Raw genomic sequence first — 18,659 nt, forward strand, 5'->3', positions numbered from 1 at the left:
ATTTTACTTTGATTCCTTTTTCACCTTTTTCACTTAGCCAATGGTCACCCTACTTTTTCAATAAGAGAGCCTTAATACTTTTTTGGGGATCGCCATAATAAATTCCCCCATGATAACAAATGACTGTTTTTATCTCCAACTTCAAAAATTTCCCTAATGATTCTATTGCTGTTTTAACATCGAGTGTTGTTTGGTTAACAGGTCCCTGCAGCAGACCGTTTGCTAAAATCATAGCATCACCAGCTATTAGAACATTTGCAGATTTTACATATAAACTGACATGTCCGGGCGTATGTCCTGGAGTAAAAATGACTTCTATTCCGCCGCAATAAGGAATTTTTTCCCATTCATATAGCGGCTTTCCTACCTTTAAGAGAGGTGGATCCAGAGATCCAAAGTTAAGTTCTTTCTTTTCAATCTTAGCCATATTCGTTTTGATAAACGGCAGTTCTCCTGAAATAAAGGGTATTTCCAGGGGATGTGCAAATAACGTTACTTCTCTTTGAGCAAGTGAAATTAATTCAGGTGCACTTCCAATATGGTCCAAATCCTGATGGGTAAAAATAATGGCTTCCAGATGGCTGAATGGAATTCCTTCTGACTCCATTTTTTTGATTATTTGTTCGGCCTGTCCAGGCATCCCTGCATCGACTAATACAGCTGATCGGCCATCATATAAAACAGTTGGATAGAATAGGTGCTTAATGCCGAATGCTTCATACTCTAGTTCAAGGACAGTAATTTCCATATTAATCTGCATAAGTTACCCCCATACGTACTTTTCGAAAGTTTTATAGACCCTATACCCGCCTTCATATCCTTTATCCCTATTTCAAATATTCCCCAGACAAAAAAACATCAAGAAGGAACTGCCTGAACACTTATGAAAAAATACTCTATTTTTGTGGATCAGAAAAGGAAAGGTTGATATACAAAAAAAGGTCGAAAAAATGCTACGCAGACGGACACGATACTGAAGTGTCAAGCCTGTGCAAACAGCATTTTATGATTTAGCTAAAGGAAAAAAAGGATTTTTGGCATTCCTTGTTTAATAGTAGAAGGATGAATATTCAATAAACGCTTTTACAAGGGTAAGTAGAAAAATAAGTAAATCAGATAAAGTAAAAAAATTCCTCTCACTAGACTATTTTGACGAAAAAAGGGTATTTAAATTTTACAGAAATTGATAGGAGGCACTCCATTGCTTACTGAAAATCGTTTAAACATCATTGTCGAAAAGCTGGAAATGGTACCAAGCCAAAAAATCCAAATTCAATTCGAAATAGATGATGACAAGGAAACGCTTAATTTTATCCTTTTCTTGGAGGAAGAATTTGAGCGGGCACAAATAGGCTATAGAATGGATCAGCAGGGAAAAACCTTGATAGGAAATAACAGTGGTGATTGGGAGGATGGCTGGTTTGTCATTGGCTACGATGCGGATTTAGGAGATCCCCTGTTTGTTGACACAAGTGACAGCTTTTATCCTGTCTTAACAGCAGAAAAAGGACTCGGTGAATGGGAGCCCTCCGTTTTATTCGACTCATTTGATGAATTCCTGAACAAGGCTGTTTTCAAATAAATAAAGTGAACAAGGAATTATATCCATACTGACGGGGAGTTTTCCCCTTTTTCTATTGCATTTCATTTGCAGGTTTACTGCGAATAGATTGATATAGTTCTATAATATTGCCATCTGGATCCTTGAAATGCGCAATTCTCGAACCCCAATCCCTTCGGTCATGAGGAGGATTGATGAACCGCACGTTCTTTTTCTTTAATAAAACATATGCCTCGTCTACATTTTTCACTTCAAACTGAAGCAAAAAAACAGATGGTCCCTTTTGTACAGTTTTGCCGCTTTCTTCTTCAAGCTCTGATAACATATTGGACTGCTTAAAGAGCGCTAAGTGCTGTTCTTCAAAATATGCATATTCGCCGAGCGCATCAATCCAACCTTCAAACCCCAAAGTATCCCTGTAAAATTCAACTGATTTATGAACATCCCTTACCAAAAGCCTTACAGCATGAAAATCCACGTCTATCCCACCCTTTTTTATAACGTAGATGTACTGTTACCTAATATATGAAATGCAGATTACCTGTATGATATCACGTCACTTCTATAAAAGTATTCTTATCAAAAGCCCTGTTAAAGCTTGGTGATGATAACGCAATGTGGAAATCAACAAGCTTTAACAGGGCAATAAGGTAAGAATGTAGTTTACTTTGCTTTTAGTTATTCATTTTAATATCGCAGATTAAATAATATTTTTTGAATTTCCTCATCCTCCATAATGGTATCACGATACTTCTGTGTGATTTGGGTCAAGGCTACATCGTGATAGAAAAACTCGGTAAAGAATTTAACCATCGGACGAGACTGTGTGCGTATGGATTGCCATTTTGATTCTTCAATTCCCGCAAAAAGAATTTCCTGTTCATCTACTATCAGTATTCTGCTTCTTTCCAGATGCTCATGCCTGGAATCCGGTATCAGCGTAATGATGGATGGAATGATTGATTCAATTACTCCAATTACATGAATATGGATTTTTAAACCATGCTTATATTTTTCCTCCAGCAGAGGAAGGTAAAATTGCAAATCATCCTCCCATCCAGAAATTATAATCGATTTTCTGGCTCCATCAAGTAATTCCTTCATTACACTTTGAATCGAGTGATTATCCTTTAACGTCCATACTCTGTCATCAACAGGAGCCGATTTTCTGTGTACCTTTTTCATTTCCTGTACATTTGATTCAAAATGGGCCTTCAGCTTTTCGATGGCTGCTTCAAGAGGAAGGGCTGAATAAAGACGTTTTTTTTCAGTTGTCGACTCAAGAATCATTCCTTTTTCTAAAAGCCGCTGAAGGACTTCATAGACCTTTGATCTTGGTACTCCTGACATCTTCACAATCCCAGTTGCATCTAACACCTGGCCGGAAGTGATGAGTGCCTGATACACCTGGCTTTCATATTGTGTAAAACCAAACTGTTGCAGCATTTCACTGACTCCTTATTCTCATTCTTTACTATCATCATAACATAAAGAACTATTATTTATTTATTCGATCATTTTACAAGTAAGCCTCATCATGTTATGTTACCATTATAGTGGTAACATAACAAAGAGAGGAACATGGGTATGGATAAACGAGTTTATTTGCTAACAACAGTATCCTTTGTTGTGGGAATGGTGGAGCTGATGATCGGAGGTCTTTTGGATATCATTGCAGCCGATCTTCATGTCAGTCTGGGAAAAGCAGGCTTTTTAATTACAATTTTTTCACTAGTTTTTGCTGTCTCTGCTCCCATTTTACTAACGATAACGGCAAAAATAGAAAGAAAACGCCTGACATTGTCAGCGCTTTGCATATTCCTGGCTGGAAATGCTCTTGCAGCCATGAGTCACAGCTACGGACTGCTGCTGTTGGCAAGAGTATTATCAGCAGCGAGCGGTTCTCTTCTTGTTGTACTTTGTGTCACAATGGCTTCAAACATTGTAGAAGAAAAATACCGAGCCCGGTCTATAGGCGTTGTGTTCATGGGAATTAGTGCATCGCTTGTATTAGGGGTCCCAATCGGATTAATGCTTGGAAACAACTTTGGCTGGCAGGCACCATTTGTCTTAATCTGTGTGTTGACTGCCGCATCTATTGCAGGGGTATATTTTTTCATGGAGGATTTGGCTCCGACCACAGCCATACCTTTAAGAAAACAGCTTGCAACATTGAAAGATCGAAAAATATTATTTGCACAAATCACATCTTACCTCTTTTTAGCCGGTCATCTAACCCTTTATGGATACCTTACACCATTTTTAAAGGAATCTCTCGGGCTAAACGGAAACTGGGTAAGTGCCGTTTATTTGATTTTTGGCATTGCCGCCGTAGCAGGCGGAGGGATTGGAGGTTTCCTTGCTGACCGGTTTGGAACAAAAAGAACCATTCTCGGTGTAATCATTGTTTTTGCAATATCGATTTTTTCCATTCCTTTTACTATTTTTTCTTTTCCCATTTTCCTTACAGTTATGGCGGTTTGGAGCATGCTCAGCTGGGCAGTTACACCAGCGATGCAAAGCTATCTAATCGAGCTTTCCTCAAATGCATCAGACATACAGCAGGGCTTAAATAACTCAGCACTTCATTTAGGCATCGCTTCCGGTTCTTTTATTGGGGGAATCGTTATTGAAAAATCCTCCATAGATGTTAATCCAGAAGTAGGAGGCATTATCGTCCTTCTTGCCTTATGTGCTGCTGTGATTTCCATGGCGAAACAAAAACAAGGCAGGATAGTAAAAACAACAAAATAAAGATAGCAAAAAAAGGAAGGACTAAATCACCCTTCCTTTTTTAGTTAAAAATTATAAATTTTTTATTAAAAGGCTCTGTTAAAATTCTATATTGAAAACAACAGAGTGCTTTAACAAAGCCTATTAAAAGATATTTAAATCAGTTCGCGAACGATCTCACTGTGTTACCCTAACGTGTATATCAAATAATAACAAAATTCCCCAATAGAGCTTTTATGGAATTAAAAGTACCTTCCCTGTACTTTTTCTGCTTTCAAGTAGATTATGGGCTTTTTGTCCATCTTTTAATGAAAAGACTGCAGGTTCAGAGATTTTCAAGCTTCCATCCATAATCCACTGGAACAGCTCTTGAGAACGGCTTACACGCTCCTGATGTGATGTTAGTACATTCCAGAGATCACCGCCGGTTAAGGTTTTAGAAGTATCCATCAGCATTCGTGGATCTACAGGTACAGGATCACCGCCTGCCATTCCATAAAATACAACCGTTCCGCCAATCCGGACTGCTTTAAAGCTATCCATTAAGGTTACACCTACTGATTCATAAGCAACGTCTGCTCCCTTTCCTTCCGTTAGCTGCTTCACTCTTTCCTTCCAGTTTTCGGAATAAAGGAACATATAATCTGCACCTGCTTGAATGCCTGCCTGCCGTTTTTCTTCAGAGGAAGTTAAGCCAATGACTTTCCCTCCCAACAGCTTAATGATTTGAACAAGGAGCTGACCGACACCTCCGGCTGCAGCGTGTACAAGTGCCACATCCCCTTTTTTAATCGCATAGCTGTCTTTTGTTAGATAATGGGCTGTTAAACCCTGCAGCAAAAGCGCAGCTGCTGTTTCAAATGAAATATCGTCAGGCAAGGGAATAGCCCGATCGACAGGTACGGCAACCAGCGCAGCATTCGCATAGGGTACATCCGCAAAGGCAATACGGTCACCCTCTCTAAAGCTTGTTACTTTTTCTCCTGTTTGAATAACGATCCCGGCTCCTTCATATCCAAGAATATATGGAGGTTTGCCTGCAAGATGATAATTTCCTTTCCTTCTATAAACATCAGCAAAGTTTAATCCAATTGCTTTCATTTCTACAAGGATTTCATCAGGTCCAATTTTCGGATCTTGTATGTCTTCATAATGAAGGACTTCTGGTCCGCCAAATTCATTAAAAATAAGTGCTTTCATATTTACTCTCCAATTGTATTCGTTATATTTACATAAAACATTGTACTATGTTCCTGAAACATTTCAAAGCAGCATGCTGTTACGAAAGCTGTTTGAACATCTCATATGGAAGCTGAACTCAATCCTGCGATCTCTTATAAATAAACTTTGTAAAATTCAATGTTGATAGTCGTGTGAAACAGCCATTTCACAAGAATGAGATAAAAACAACAGAGTCCTCTAACAAAGCCTTTAGGTAAAATCTTTTCCCTCCGACTGTTTTCTTGCCTCCCGATATGCAAGATAATGTTTAAACACACGTTCCCATTTGCCATGCTCTAACTCCATTGAAGAATATTTTCTAATCGAAAAGGATAATCTGGTTTTCAATTTCATCAACAGCCTTCCTTTTTTCTTTTCTTAATACCCTTTTTTGTTAAAAATTAACAAGCCTGCTATTTAAACTTTCTCACAAAGAAACAGCATGAGACATAAACCCATGCTGTTTTCTAGATCACAATTCTTAAATTCTGTTATATTGTGGAAACTCTGGAGAGGCAGCATACCGTTCTTTTAAAATTTTCCGATGATGAAGCTCATGCCCTGCAATGATATAGCCTAAAGCACGGACAGATACCTTAGATTGATTCGCTTCCCCTAAGCGGGTCAAAAGATCAGGCTGCAGGCTTTTTATTAAAGAAATGGAAGATTCGCGTACTAAAAGAAAATCGTCTATTAAGTCCTGTAAGCTTCGCTGATTAAAGGAAGCGTTGGCTACATAACTATTTTCATCGAATCCGGGAAGTGATACCGATTCTCCTCTTGCAATAGCCAAAAGCCGATATGCCATAATTCGTTCTGTATCTGTAATATGGCCTAAGACTTCTTTTATGCTCCACTTTTCAGGTGCGTAAGAAAAATAAGACTGTTCTTCTGAAAAATTCCCAAAGAATTCAGCAGCTGTCTTTTTTTGATTCATTAGCACGTCTTTTATATTGCCTTCTGGTGCTAAACATATATACCTGTGATAAAATGGATCGTATTCATTCAACTCAGGACGAGTGTTCATTCTTTTTTCCTCCTTTTTTTTGCATATTTTTTTATATGGCTGAAGTTGGGTTGTTATGAACATTTAATTGGTACTGCATGATTATCAATTCCCCTTTTTTCCCTATCATCCGCCTGCCTGTATCAATAAAACCACACTTGTTATAAAGGCTTCTTGCTGGGAGGTTGGCAACATTCACAGCAAGAATAATTTCATTCTTATCTTGAAAATGGTATTTTACAAAGGATGGGAGCAATTTTAATGACGTACTGGCAATTCCCCTCCATTGATAATCAGAAGCAACTGAATAGGCTCTTAAAAGGATCGCACTGGGATTATCACTATAGTTCCTTGCACCTTCTCCACCATGCAATACAAAGAACCCGGCACACGATTCATGAAGCATAATTAAGATTGGGTGCCGGTTATTTTCTTCCTCGCATTTTTTTAAAGCATCAAGGGGCATTGCTGTATATCTCCTTTGCTCATCTGCCAGGGTATACGTCATCAGCTGTTCAAGGTGTTTTTTTTCATAGCGGATGATGGTCACCTTTGAAGGTGCCTCTCTCGAATAATTCACGGTCTACCTTCCTCTCCTACTCTAGCAAAATAGCCATTTTATCCATTTTATCCTATTTTTAGTTTGTTAGAAAGATTATCGTATGTAATACTGCAAATAGCTCATTTTCCTCCTAACTATGCCCCTTCTCTATTATGAATCAACCAACTTCTTGATAATTTAAGTGCCTTTTATGAAGCAGGAAAGAGGATTTTTTCTGAATAATAGCTCATAATGTAGATAAATAAAAGAATGATAGTTGCAATGAGCTTTTCAAACCGGTTAAACGAGAGGAGAAAACAGCATGCAAAAACGCAAATTGGGAAAAAACGGCCCTGAGGTATCAGCAATTGGTCTTGGATGCATGGGAATGTCTGATTTTTATTCTGGACGCAACGATGCGGAATCTATAAAAACTATCCATTATGCTTTGGAGCTTGGCATTAATTTTTTGGACACAGCTGATATGTACGGTGTAGGTGCCAATGAAGAGCTTGTTGGAAAAGCCTTGAAAGGACGAAGGGACCAGGTTGTTCTCGCTACAAAATTTGGGAACGTCCGAGGAAAAGATGGTTCCTTTAAAGGTGTGAACGGAAGACCCGAGTATGTTAGAGAAGCATGTGATGCAAGCCTTCTCCGCTTAGGAGTGGATTACATTGATGTCTATTATCAGCACCGTGTTGACCCAAAGACACCAATTGAAGAAACCGTAGGCGCAATGGCTGAACTTGTAAAAGAAGGAAAAGTCCGCTACCTGGGTTTATCAGAGGCTGCTCCTGAAACCATTCGCAAAGCACATATGATACATCCAATTACTGTACTCCAAACAGAATATTCTTTATGGAGCCGGGATGTAGAAGATGAAATACTGCCTGCAGTGAGAGAGCTTGGAATCGGTTTTGTTCCCTACAGTCCTTTAGGCAGAGGCTTCCTTACCGGCCAAATTACCAAATTTGAGGATTTAGCAGAAGATGATTATCGGCGCTTTTCCCCTCGTTTCCAGGGAGAGAATTTTCAAAAGAACCTGCAGCTGGTAGATAAAATAAAAGAAATCGCTCAAGAAAAAGGCTGCCAGCCCTCACAGCTTGCCCTTGCCTGGCTTCTTGCACAGGGCGAGGATATTGTTCCGATCCCTGGAACAAAACGCAGGAATTATCTGGAAGAGAATATGCAGGCTGTTAACCTAAATCTTACACCAGAAGAGCTTGAGTTCATTAATAAGGCAGCACCCCAAGGAGCAGCTGCAGGTACACGTTACCCGGAAGTCAATATGAAAGGTGTAAATTTATAAGAATTCTTACTATCTGCAAACAGCTCCCAGAGCCCTCTGTTCAAAACAGAGGGCTTTTCAACTCTAAGAACCATTAATCTCGAATAATACCTTTGCTTGAACCAATCAACACTTCTTTGCCGTTTTGGTTCCTGTAAATAGATTTAATTTCTACCTTTTTATATTCCTTCTGCTGTTCTACCTGTGAAAGAATTACTTCACAGATTATAATATCACCGGCAAAAACCGGACGGACAAATTCACTAACCATTTCTCTTGCAATATAATTTAAATCCCCTCCGATTTTGGTCCCAATACTGGCAGTCAGCAAACCGTGCACCATTAACCGCCCATTTTCACCCGGTTCCATATGATGATTCCCTTTATCCCCTGTCAGCTCTGCAAATTGAAGAATCTCATCATGATGGAACGTTCTTTCGTACGTGAATACGTCCCCGTTTTAATATCCAACTCATTCCCCACCTGTTCTATTAATTTTTAAAAGGAAAATATAAAAACTTTTATAATTACGTAAATGTGCAAGGCGCTTGCACTTTTCTGAATATTGAATATCTATTCATTTTACCATATTTTATGTTGGTAAACTTTAAATAGATTCGACAAATATAACCGAATCTCTTCCTTGTTTTTAATAAAGATCAAATGGACTACCTGTTTCTGGTAAATAACACCCATAAATTATGCAATATATTTTAAAATACGAATAATTATCCCTATTCAAAGTTAATAATCTACCATCTATACTCAACTAGTACTCTATTAAAAGGGAGATGAACAATTTGGGCAAAAAAAATCTATTGATGTCGGTTGGATCAATATCCATGCTTGCAGTACCTTTTTCACATTCTGATGCTTCCGTTAAACATCCTTCGACAAAACCAGCACCCCGGCCTTTTGAACTTCAAATCTTAGGAATTAATGATCTCCATGGTCAGCTCGATGTTACGAGGACGATTAATGGACGCAAGGTAGGAAGAGCAGACTATCTTGCTGCTTATTTAAAACAAAAGAATCTGAGGTGAAAGATACTCTCTTGGTTTCTGCAGGTGATGCAGTAGGTGCATCCGCTCCTGTATCTGCCTTAATGCAGGATGAACCGACCTTAAACATTTTAAATAAGCTGCATTTTGATGTAGGTACTTTGGGCAATCATGAATTTGATCATGGCGTAAATGAAATGCTAAGGCAAATATATGGAGGTAAAAATCCAACAACCCACAAAAATTTTAATGGATTAGATTTTCCCTATGTCTGCGCTAACGTCATCAGCGAAAAAACAAAGAAACCCCTTCTACCTCCATACGTGATTAAAAAAGTCCACGGTGTAAATATTGGATTTATCGGTGTTGATACCACTGAAACACCTTCCATTACCATGCCCAACAATGTAAAAGGCATCCAATTTACAGATGAAGCCAAAGCAATCAATAAGTATGCAAAAGTATTAAAGAAAAAGGGGATAAAAACCATCATTGTTCTTGCCCATGATCCCGGCACCTCCAATCAAGATGGCAGCAATGCCAACGGAAAAGTGATCGACATCGCCAAAAAAGTAGATCCGGAGGTTGATGTAATTTTTGGCGGCCACAATCATGCTTATTTAAATACAAAAGTTAATGGAAAACTGGTCGTCCAAGCTTACTCCTATGGAACAGCATTTTCAGATGTCCGCCTCTGGATCGATCCAAAAACAAAAGATGTCATAACTGATAATGCCGATATCATCACTACTTATCAGGATGCCATCAAACCCGACCCGCAAATTAAAAAAATGATTGATGCAGATGAAGCCAAAGTAGCTCCATTAATCAATCAAAAACTTGGAACAGCTGCAGCTGCCTTAACGGGCCAACAAAATGCCAGCGGAGAATCTAATTTAGGAGATTTCATAACAGATGCCCAGCGGGATGCAACTGGGGCACAAATTGCCATTACCAATCCAGGAGGTATCCGTGCTGATATCAACAGCGGAACAATTACGTGGGGAGACTTATATACTGTACAGCCGTTTAATAACACACTTGTTACCATGAATCTTACTGGGAGTCAGCTGCGTACGATATTAAATGAACAATGGAGTGATAAAACGGATCCAAAAATGCTTCAAATTCCCGGTATGAAATATACGTGGGACAGCACGAAGGACGGAGATAAAGTCGTGTCTTTGACATTGGCCGACGGAACACCAATCGAAAATGACAAGTCCTATACAGTTACAGTGAACTCTTTCCTTTCAACTGGCGGAGATGGCTTTCTTGAATTAGCAAAAGGGGCCAATTTTGTAAATGGCATGATAGATCTCGATGCCCTAGTTAATTATGTTAAGAAACAAACCTCACCAATATCTGTATCAACAGGAGACAGAATTAAAAAAATTAACTAGACAGAAGAAAAGCGTAAGCGCCTTGCTCATCGGCGTACGGATTTCATCGTCTTTGACTGAGATAAAGGAAACACAGCGAGGCTGTTCACGAGCTGATGTTGACTTATCGCAGGGAAGAGACGTAGAAATCCGTACGCCGATAGGCGCTGGAGCTAGACAGTGACTACACTATGTAAATTTAATTAAAATAGCCTGAGGCAACCTAACCTCAGGCTATTTTAAAGTCCTTTATTGCAAGACAATTCATCCGAATATAAACTGCCAAGAAAAATAGGGCAATCTCGTAGGTGCCCCATAATCTATTCATTATCAACTTGTTTACTATAATATGCATTGATTTCTTTATTCTTCACTTTGAAGAAGAACCAAAATCCGATACCAGTTATTATTGCAACTATATCGTTTGAGATAAAAGAGGACAAATCTAATGATTTGCTAACAAAGAAATCAAATAAGATGTGACAGACTGCAAAAATCCAACCGCCAAACATACCCACCATAAACGGAATACTTGCCAACTGTTTTAACAAATCCTTCACTTTACCCCTGCTTTCTCCAGTTTAATTTCCAAAAGTAACTTAGCTCTTGAAACCTTATTTATAACATTCTTTTTATCAAACGTTGAATAGATTCTTATGTTTCACTGTCCGTGGCATCTTTACTACTACTTTTCCATGTATAAAAATTTGCATCCAAAACATAAAAGCTTAAATAGTAGTAATAGTAGGTGTAATCATTGTTCTAGAATATTTATTATACCTTATATTCTGAATTAATAAAGAGTAGCAAGGAAAGTAGAATGAGGTAATTTTATCCAATGGTTAGAAGGAGGTTTTAATTCTTAGAGTAGAGGTAAAGTAAAGGATGAATATCGATGTAAAAAACCGCTATCCTGAAGAAGCGGCATGAAATATGTTAATATTGGTCATCATTGACTATTTAAATACCTTGATTCCTGTCTTTAGGATGTGCATTGGTATCAACTAAAACTAGAATTCTCCCTTCTGTAATGTCAGTTTGATAACGCCCTGCTTCCTCTTCTGGAATGCCTAAACCAATTAAGGCTCCAGCAATGCCACCAACTCCAGCGCCGGCAGCTGCACCCGTTAAAGTGGCTGCAATAGGCCCTATAGCAAGTATTGGCCCTATTCCCGGTATGGCAAGGGCCCCGACTCCAGCCATTAAACCAGCAAGACCGCCCAGGATTCCCCCTGTTGCTGCACCAGCTGCAACACCTTCCTCTGTGCGAGTGCCGGTCTCTTCATTAATTTCCATTACTTCTTCTTTGTGCTTAGCAATAACGGAAATATCCTCTGAATCATAGCCTTCTTGTTTAAGATCCTCAATCGCTTCTACTGCCTCGTGTGCGTCGTAATACACTCCAACTACTCGCATATTATGTTCTTCCACTCTTTTCGCCTCCATTCATCTATTTTTCCTTATTCTAATCGTACCCAGTGAGACGGTTAAATAAACGTTTAAAAAAGCACAAACTAATAGATAGGTTGTGCATGTTGTTTATTTTGTTAAAAGAGATTTAATAAACTCATGTTAAGGTTAGAATCTTAAGGGTAAAAAATAACAAAGGATAGAACTTAAGCGGAAGGGCGTAAGCATATGGAAAGAACAACACTTATTGTAACAAAACGTAAAATCACCTTCTGTCCATTTATCCTTAAAAACGTAACGCATGAAATTACATTCCTCAATATGCAAGGAGAAGAAGATATCATAACGACATGCACTGGAATTGAAGACCGCTGCGAGAAATGTTCATTACTTATGCCCTATCACGATAACAGCCAAGAATGACCAAAAAAGGGATCTTATTGTAAGATCCCTTTTTTTAAAAGGCTAAGAGTATAAAAATTCACAAGAAATAAATGTATTAACCAATGTAGTCTCTGTCTAGCTACATCGTCTATCAGCTAGCGAATGTCTACTTCTCCCCCTGCGATAAGTCAACCTCTAGTTTCCTTTATCTCAGTCGAAGACTATGAAATTCGTACACCGATGAGAATGGCGGTTTCTCTTTTCTTATTTATTCAGTTATTTGGTAATTTATTATCTGAATCTGCATTATTTAGACGCTCAACAAAGGAATCCTTACAATGAAACAAATAATCCAAGTAGGAGTTTAATTCAAATTGATTATTTTGAACAAAGTCGGTTAATCCAAGCCTTTCTTCTTCAACACTCATTTGTATGCACTCCTTATTTCTAGACACTTAAAAAATGAATTGCAGTACTGGCTCCGCCTTCGCCAAATACCATGATAGCCACAGCCGCTATCCAACCTATTTTTATTATAGATGATAGCGCTTTCATTATCAAGAGGTGAAGTATGGGCAATTGGATACATTTTATTCATACAATTGCTCGTTTGCTCAAACTAATATTAGAAATTTCCAGCATAGAAAACCCCATGCTCTTAAGCAAAATGAATAGTTATACGGATAAAGGAGAGTTTTAACGCGGTTCAACAACTCTTTTTGATTGCAAGTGGACGGTTTTAGACACTTTTTATTATTGTTGTGTGGCTGTTGACATGGGGATCATAATTAGGGGAATTAGAATTTTTTCTAAAATCATTTCTTTTCTCTAATAGGCCCACAGGTTAAGTTTTAAGTTAGCAGCTCATTTTTTTCCGATAATGACTCGGTGAACACTCATTTACACCCCTGAACACCTTATAAAAGTTGGACAAGCTCCGAAATCCTGACTCAAAACATATGTCAATAACCGGAAGATCTGTTGTTTTTAAAAGGTGTGATGCTTTATCTATTCTCACCTTTTCCAGATAGGTACGCGGTGTTTCTGAAGTAAGCTGCTTAAACAGGCGTTCCAAATAAAAAGAACTCACCCCCACATGCTTGGAAATATCCTCGAGCAAAATATTCTGTTTATAATTTTCTAACAAAAAGCTTATAACATTGTTAATCAGACACATTTGAGGCGTTTGCTCCTTTTCTGGCTGACACCTCTTACAAGGACGATATCCCGATTTCTCTGCTTCTATTCTTTTAAAGTAAAATTCTACGTTGCTCTTTTTAGGTTTTCTAGAACGGCAGGATGGACGGCAATATATTTTTGTCGTTTTAACAGCTGTAAAAAAAATTCCGTCATACTCCCCATCACACACAAGAAACTTTTCCCACATTTCATCAAATAATAAATCAATACTCATCCCGTAATCACTTCCTTTACAGTTTTCTTTAGGGTTATTTTCCGTCCAAATCTCTATTCAATCTTACTTAATTCTTCACCGCTAAAAGAAGCTTCCATCTCCAATAAATACTTTTTCCTCTCCAGTCCGCCACTGTATCCAGTCAGTTCCCCGCTTTCACCAATCACTCTGTGGCAAGGAATTAAAATAGCAATTCGATTTGTGCTATTTGCACGTCCAACGGCTCTGACCGCCTTGGATTTTCCCATTAATTCAGCCTGAAATTTATAAGTACTGATTTTTCCATAAGGAATGGTTAGCAAAAGGTCCCAGGCTTTGAGTTGAAAATCAGTACCCATACTTGCAAGAGGAATAGAGAACTTTTTCCGTGTACCAGAAAAATACTCGCCCAGCTCTTTATATAGCTGCACACTTACCATACTGTCATCCTGCTTAAACTGGCCTTTTATTGTTGATTTTATGGCCAGAAGCTCTGTTGAAAGCTCTTTTCTATCTGCAAATTCAAGGAGACACAGCTTCCCATCAATAAAACAACCAATCATTGCACCAACTGGAGTCCAAAAACGGTGATAGAGGATAATCCTGTCTGTTTCAGTTGATAAATGGTTTTCTTCCTCTAATAGGGCATTTATTCTTTTCATATTAAGATACTGATGCAAATCCGCATGATGTTGGTTCTGAAACCATTTTTCAGCTAAAGCATAGGATTCTCCCAAGGCTGAAATACTTTCCCTTAGGTAAGCATCATGCCTGATATCATTGGCATAATTTCTTATAATCCCTTTTACTGCCTGTGATTCATTGCCATTTCCCAATGGGCTGCATGCATCGCACTCCTTGTACCCTAAAGAGATAAGATCAATCAATCTGTGTGAAAAAATGACATTCTGCTCATCCGTCATATGCATGTGGCATCCAGGACAACAAACGATGCCTTTAAATGGGAATCCGATAAAATAGTCCTTAGGAACCCTTTTTTCAAGATACATCTTATAAAACTTCTGATAATTGGGGTCATCAGGAGAAATAAGAGAGATCCGGTTCAATTGATTCATGACATTAACTCCTTTCATTTCACAAATTTCATCCTGCATTTATTTGGCCATTCTCATTCCATACGCTTATTCTAACAAATACCGGCAAATGCCGGCCTCCTATTTCTTGCTCTTATAATCGAGCCATTGCTCCAACTTACATGATTAAATTGTTCACGCCATGAATAATTGTACTAACTTTTTCACAATTAAGGAGATTGAAATACTAATAGGTACATTAAAATGAAAAAGAGCATTTTTTTGCTTAGTAAATATGTAGGATACACTTTCTGTCCTTTTTATGATAAATTGAGATTTCAGTGAAATAGGAACATTTCTTATTCACTTAAAAGGAAAAAATTACTGTAATAAGATATACATGGATACATTAAAAAAACTGCACAATTCGACAGGACTGTGTTACTATTATGAAGATAATTAACTAAGGATGGTTGTAATGACAAGAGTTATTAAAATAGAAAAGTCGAAAGAAGTTTTCGGCACGGTAGAAATTCCAGGAGCTAAAAACAGTGCATTAGGCTTGGTAGCTGCATGCTGTTTAACGACGAAACCTGTCGTTTTAACAGGCATTCCTAATATATTAGATATAAAAAACATTTGCAATATAGGTACAGATATTGGACTGACTATTGACTATAGAGATGCAAACGAAATGGTTGTTGACAGCTCAAAAATACATACAACTGTTTTAAACCATAAACTGACCTCTTCTTTTAGAGCTTCCTATTACTTTGTTGGTTCTTTGCTGGCAAGGTTTAAAAAAGTTGAAGTCGGCTACCCTGGCGGTGATGACTTCGGATCACGTCCAATCGACCAGCATATTAAAGGTTTAAAAGCGTTAGGAGCCAGATTCCTTTTTTTCAATGATTACTATACAGTCGAAGCGGAAGAATTAAAAGGTGCAGATATTTTCTTTGACACCATTACTTCAGGTGCAACGATTAATCTGATTATGGCTGCAAGCCTTGCAAAGGGTAAGACAACGATTCATAATGCTGCAACAGATCCAGAAGTCGTTGACGTTGCCAATATGATTAATTTAATGGGCGGAAAAATCCGTGGTGCAGGCACGAGTAAAATAATCATTGAAGGCGTAGAAGAACTGCATGGCTGCCAATATCAGGTTATTCCCGACAGACTCATTGCTGGTTCCCTTCTAATGACCGTGGGAATTGCTGGCGGCAAGCTAAAGCTTGAAAATGTAATTCCCGAACATTTGGATTCCTGCTTGAATAAACTTCTGGAAGTGGGCTTCGAGTTCGAAATTGATCCTAATTCCATTACGGCTACCTGCCGAAAAGACGTAAAAGGAATTGATATTATCACTGGCATGTATCCAGGTCTTGCTACAGATCTTCAGCAGCCTTTTACCAGCCTTCTATTAAAAATACAAGGAAAGAGCACTGTCACAGACACTGTTTATCCAAAACGCTTCGCCCATGTATCTGAATTAAAGAAAATGGGTGCCAACATCAAGGTGGTTGGCAATAAGGCAATCATCCAAGGAGGCATTCCTCTTCATGGGGAAACAGTCTACGCGAAGGATGTAAGAGCTGGTACCTCCTTGATTCTTGCTGCCATGCAGGCTGAAGGCGTAACAACTATTAAAGATATTGCTCACATAGAACGCGGTTATGAAGACGCAATTGGCATCTTCAGCCAAATTGGTGTTCCTATTTGGTCTGAGGAAGAAGCCAATGAGCCCCTACTTCAAAATGCTTATTCTAATTAATGAAAGAAGTTCTGGAAAAACTTCTTCTGTTTTCTACCACAAAACAAGAACTTACAACTAGAAATGCAGAGTAAATTTCATAACAATTCGCACCGTATTTAACGGTGCTTTTTTTTGAAAAAAAATAACCTAGTTCCCTTTGACGTTCTACATTATCTGTTTCTTCAAATAAATCTGAAGCTGTTAATTTAGAAGTGGTATCGTTGTAAATTGTTTCCCTTTATAGACTATACATATATAGTCTAATGTTTAGATAAATCTCTTTCATAGTATAGCTTCGAATCCTACACAATACTTCTTTTATTACGCTTCCCAGTTAGTTCAACAAAAAAAGGACATATTGTCCCAGTGAGTACTTAATAATCAACGTTTTTCTTCTTTCTTCTAAATCATTAATTTTTTTATATACTTTTTAAAACATTTCGATTTAGTGAGAATTCTATCTTTTTAACAATTTTATAAATCAGTAATTCCAGTAAATACAAAATAAATAAAAGAGCTAAAAGCTTTCCTATACCAAAATTAACGACTTTCTCTCCTTAAATGATTGACTACTACTATTCACCAAATTCTTTTAAAAAAGCTTCTTAGTTTGCCTCGTTAGGACAAGAAGAAAAAGAGCTGCCAAAAAGCAGAGCTATATGCAATTTAAGGACCTGTAAGTTGAGAATCCATCAACTTAGGTATGATTGTTTTCATTTCTATTAAACCTTCTATTACTAAATTACATTCGATTGCAACTAAACCGTTTATCTTTAGCCGCTTTTATATCCGAGAGGCAGTCTTCTACTATAGTTGCATTTGTAATGTTGTATTTTTCTATAATCGTTTTAACCAAATCTGCTTTATTTAATGATCGTATTTGTTGGATAAGGATTGCCTAGTAACTTCATTTTTTCTATATCTAATTTTCTTTTTCTTGAAGCTGCAATCCCATAGAACTTTTAATTATGTATTTATTTTATAGCCTAATAGATCTGAATGTTACCGATAAAATGTCCGTATTAATTAATTCTTGTTGTAACTTCTCTTTTAAAATCTTTCCCCTAAAGTTATGCTCACCTTTAATAATTTCTATATCTTCGTATTCACTTTCTGCTAGTTCAAATATTTCAGGGTACTCTAAAGCCCAACTACTTAATTCCTTAACAAGTTCGTTTGATATAGGAAACTCCTCTAACTCAAAATTCGTGTCACAATCAGAACACCAAATTGGATCGGCGAAATCAGCCTCAACTCTTAGATTTTTATGTTTACAATTTTTAAAGCGCATGAAGACCCCTCTTTTTCTTTATTTATACTAATTCTTTATATCCTTTTTAATTTTACCGTTTTCTTCTTTAAATAGCATTTATTATATCTGTACTCCGTTCCAATAGATAGGTTAATTTATAGGAAATAAAAATGGCCTTACAAGTAAATTTTCATCTAACCTGTTCTTTTAATTCATAAAAAAGAGCCTAGTGACAAGGGGATGATCTTAGAATTCCCTATCAAATTCATCAGCCGATTAAAATCATTCGTTATATAAAATTAATTTGTATCATCAATGATTGAATCATATTTAATTGGACATGGAATGTTTACCATCCAACAAGTATATCAGAACGTGGTTGACAATGACGAGGACTCCGAATAGTACCGCTAAAGAAGGCTGGCCTGCATCCCAGAGAGCTAAGGCTGCTGAGCCGAAAAAAACGAATTCAAAAACAAAACGTAACCAGCCATTTAACTGCCTCGACGATTTCGGCGCCCCAAACATTCCCCATAGAACGACAGCAAGGAATGGACCTCCAATGCCAAATATAATTTTTATTAACAGTCCGCTTTCAGTTTTGAACCCCCAGTAACAAATCGCTCCCAGCACGCATAGCTCCAAGAGAAAGGCTAATGCCAGACTGGAGTATTTTATTCCGATCATCATCAAGTGA

The 18,659-nt window shown here is 37.8% G+C and carries 19 protein-coding genes and 2 pseudogenes; 5 read left to right on the forward strand and 16 right to left on the reverse strand.

The window, feature by feature from the left end; translation table 11 throughout:
• Positions 1-49: 49 nt before the first annotated feature.
• On the reverse strand, positions 50-760 hold the full coding sequence (locus A5N88_RS05085) for an MBL fold metallo-hydrolase (RefSeq protein WP_066263825.1): 711 nt from the start codon (positions 758-760) through the stop codon (positions 50-52).
• A 441-nt stretch (positions 761-1,201) separates the two neighbouring features.
• On the opposite strand from A5N88_RS05085, the gene A5N88_RS05090 reads away from it, so the two are divergent.
• Positions 1,202-1,582: a hypothetical protein gene (locus tag A5N88_RS05090; protein ID WP_083953031.1), complete on the forward strand. Its 381-nt coding sequence runs from the start codon at positions 1,202-1,204 to the stop codon at positions 1,580-1,582.
• 52 nt (positions 1,583-1,634) lie between these two features.
• On the opposite strand, the gene A5N88_RS05095 is transcribed toward A5N88_RS05090, so the two are convergent.
• Both A5N88_RS05095 and A5N88_RS05100 read right to left on the reverse strand, forming a co-directional pair.
• On the reverse strand, positions 1,635-2,039 hold the full coding sequence (locus tag A5N88_RS05095) for a glyoxalase superfamily protein (RefSeq protein ID WP_066263826.1): 405 nt from the start codon (positions 2,037-2,039) through the stop codon (positions 1,635-1,637).
• 209 nt (positions 2,040-2,248) lie between these two features.
• On the reverse strand, positions 2,249-3,007 hold the full coding sequence (locus A5N88_RS05100; protein WP_066263827.1) for a TrmB family transcriptional regulator: 759 nt from the start codon (positions 3,005-3,007) through the stop codon (positions 2,249-2,251).
• Positions 3,008-3,148: 141 nt separating this feature from the next.
• Here A5N88_RS05100 and A5N88_RS05105 point away from each other — a divergent pair, with 141 nt between their 5' ends.
• Positions 3,149-4,315: an MFS transporter gene (locus A5N88_RS05105; protein ID WP_066270261.1), complete on the forward strand. Its 1,167-nt coding sequence runs from the start codon at positions 3,149-3,151 to the stop codon at positions 4,313-4,315.
• Positions 4,316-4,528: 213 nt separating this feature from the next.
• Here A5N88_RS05105 and A5N88_RS05110 read toward each other — a convergent pair whose 3' ends face one another.
• From A5N88_RS05110 to A5N88_RS05120, 4 genes are all read right to left on the reverse strand, one after another.
• Positions 4,529-5,494 carry a quinone oxidoreductase family protein gene (locus A5N88_RS05110; protein ID WP_066263830.1) on the reverse strand — a complete coding sequence of 322 codons (966 nt, stop codon included), beginning with the start codon at positions 5,492-5,494 and terminating at the stop codon, positions 4,529-4,531.
• A 231-nt stretch (positions 5,495-5,725) separates the two neighbouring features.
• Positions 5,726-5,869, reverse strand: a complete 144-nt coding sequence (locus A5N88_RS24730) for a hypothetical protein (RefSeq protein WP_157090604.1) — start codon at positions 5,867-5,869, stop codon at positions 5,726-5,728.
• Between the two features lie 127 nt (positions 5,870-5,996).
• The gene (locus A5N88_RS05115) at positions 5,997-6,542 is read right to left on the reverse strand and encodes a DinB family protein (RefSeq protein ID WP_066263833.1); all 546 of its coding nucleotides are present in this window, start codon (positions 6,540-6,542) and stop codon (positions 5,997-5,999) included.
• A gap of 31 nt (positions 6,543-6,573) precedes the next feature.
• Complete coding sequence (locus tag A5N88_RS05120) at positions 6,574-7,101, reverse strand: GNAT family N-acetyltransferase (RefSeq protein ID WP_066263836.1); 528 nt, start codon at positions 7,099-7,101, stop codon at positions 6,574-6,576.
• A 283-nt stretch (positions 7,102-7,384) separates the two neighbouring features.
• Here A5N88_RS05120 and A5N88_RS05125 point away from each other — a divergent pair, with 283 nt between their 5' ends.
• Positions 7,385-8,371, forward strand: coding sequence for an aldo/keto reductase (locus A5N88_RS05125; RefSeq protein ID WP_066263840.1), 987 nt, complete (start codon positions 7,385-7,387; stop codon positions 8,369-8,371).
• A 73-nt stretch (positions 8,372-8,444) separates the two neighbouring features.
• On the opposite strand, the gene A5N88_RS05130 is transcribed toward A5N88_RS05125, so the two are convergent.
• Positions 8,445-8,765, reverse strand: coding sequence for a hotdog family protein (locus A5N88_RS05130; RefSeq protein WP_066263841.1), 321 nt, complete (start codon positions 8,763-8,765; stop codon positions 8,445-8,447).
• 376 nt (positions 8,766-9,141) lie between these two features.
• Between A5N88_RS05130 and A5N88_RS05135 the strand changes: the two are divergent.
• Positions 9,142-10,754: pseudogene (locus tag A5N88_RS05135) on the forward strand (bifunctional metallophosphatase/5'-nucleotidase).
• Between the two features lie 299 nt (positions 10,755-11,053).
• Here the strand turns inward: A5N88_RS05135 and A5N88_RS05140 are convergent.
• The 5 genes from A5N88_RS05140 to A5N88_RS05160 all read right to left on the reverse strand — a co-directional run bounded on the left by A5N88_RS05140 (position 11,054) and on the right by A5N88_RS05160 (position 14,996).
• A complete protein-coding gene (locus A5N88_RS05140; protein ID WP_066263843.1) occupies positions 11,054-11,293 on the reverse strand; it encodes a hypothetical protein in 240 nt (79 codons plus the stop codon).
• A gap of 400 nt (positions 11,294-11,693) precedes the next feature.
• The gene (locus A5N88_RS05145; protein WP_232317529.1) at positions 11,694-12,164 is read right to left on the reverse strand and encodes a general stress protein; all 471 of its coding nucleotides are present in this window, start codon (positions 12,162-12,164) and stop codon (positions 11,694-11,696) included.
• Between the two features lie 635 nt (positions 12,165-12,799).
• On the reverse strand, positions 12,800-12,955 hold the full coding sequence (locus A5N88_RS24735; protein ID WP_157090605.1) for a hypothetical protein: 156 nt from the start codon (positions 12,953-12,955) through the stop codon (positions 12,800-12,802).
• 428 nt (positions 12,956-13,383) lie between these two features.
• Positions 13,384-13,941 carry a bifunctional transcriptional activator/DNA repair enzyme AdaA gene (locus A5N88_RS05155; protein WP_066263851.1) on the reverse strand — a complete coding sequence of 186 codons (558 nt, stop codon included), beginning with the start codon at positions 13,939-13,941 and terminating at the stop codon, positions 13,384-13,386.
• A 53-nt stretch (positions 13,942-13,994) separates the two neighbouring features.
• On the reverse strand, positions 13,995-14,996 hold the full coding sequence (locus A5N88_RS05160) for a methylated-DNA--[protein]-cysteine S-methyltransferase (RefSeq protein ID WP_066263854.1): 1,002 nt from the start codon (positions 14,994-14,996) through the stop codon (positions 13,995-13,997).
• Positions 14,997-15,432: 436 nt separating this feature from the next.
• On the opposite strand from A5N88_RS05160, the gene murA reads away from it, so the two are divergent.
• On the forward strand, positions 15,433-16,728 hold the full coding sequence (gene murA / locus A5N88_RS05165; RefSeq protein ID WP_066263856.1) for a UDP-N-acetylglucosamine 1-carboxyvinyltransferase: 1,296 nt from the start codon (positions 15,433-15,435) through the stop codon (positions 16,726-16,728).
• A gap of 648 nt (positions 16,729-17,376) precedes the next feature.
• Here murA and A5N88_RS25755 read toward each other — a convergent pair.
• The 3 genes and pseudogenes from A5N88_RS25755 to A5N88_RS05175 all read right to left on the reverse strand — a co-directional run.
• Positions 17,377-17,599: pseudogene (locus A5N88_RS25755) on the reverse strand (nucleosidase); the annotation flags it as partial.
• 90 nt (positions 17,600-17,689) lie between these two features.
• Positions 17,690-18,001 (reverse strand): immunity protein CdiI family protein, encoded by a 312-nt coding sequence (locus A5N88_RS05170; RefSeq protein ID WP_066263858.1) that lies wholly within the window; start codon positions 17,999-18,001, stop codon positions 17,690-17,692.
• Positions 18,002-18,292: 291 nt separating this feature from the next.
• A complete protein-coding gene (locus tag A5N88_RS05175; protein ID WP_083953035.1) occupies positions 18,293-18,652 on the reverse strand; it encodes a YrdB family protein in 360 nt (119 codons plus the stop codon).
• Positions 18,653-18,659 lie beyond the last annotated feature (7 nt).

The organism is Heyndrickxia acidicola (genome assembly GCF_001636425.1).
Classification (GTDB): domain Bacteria; phylum Bacillota; class Bacilli; order Bacillales; family Bacillaceae_C; genus Bacillus_AE; species Bacillus_AE acidicola.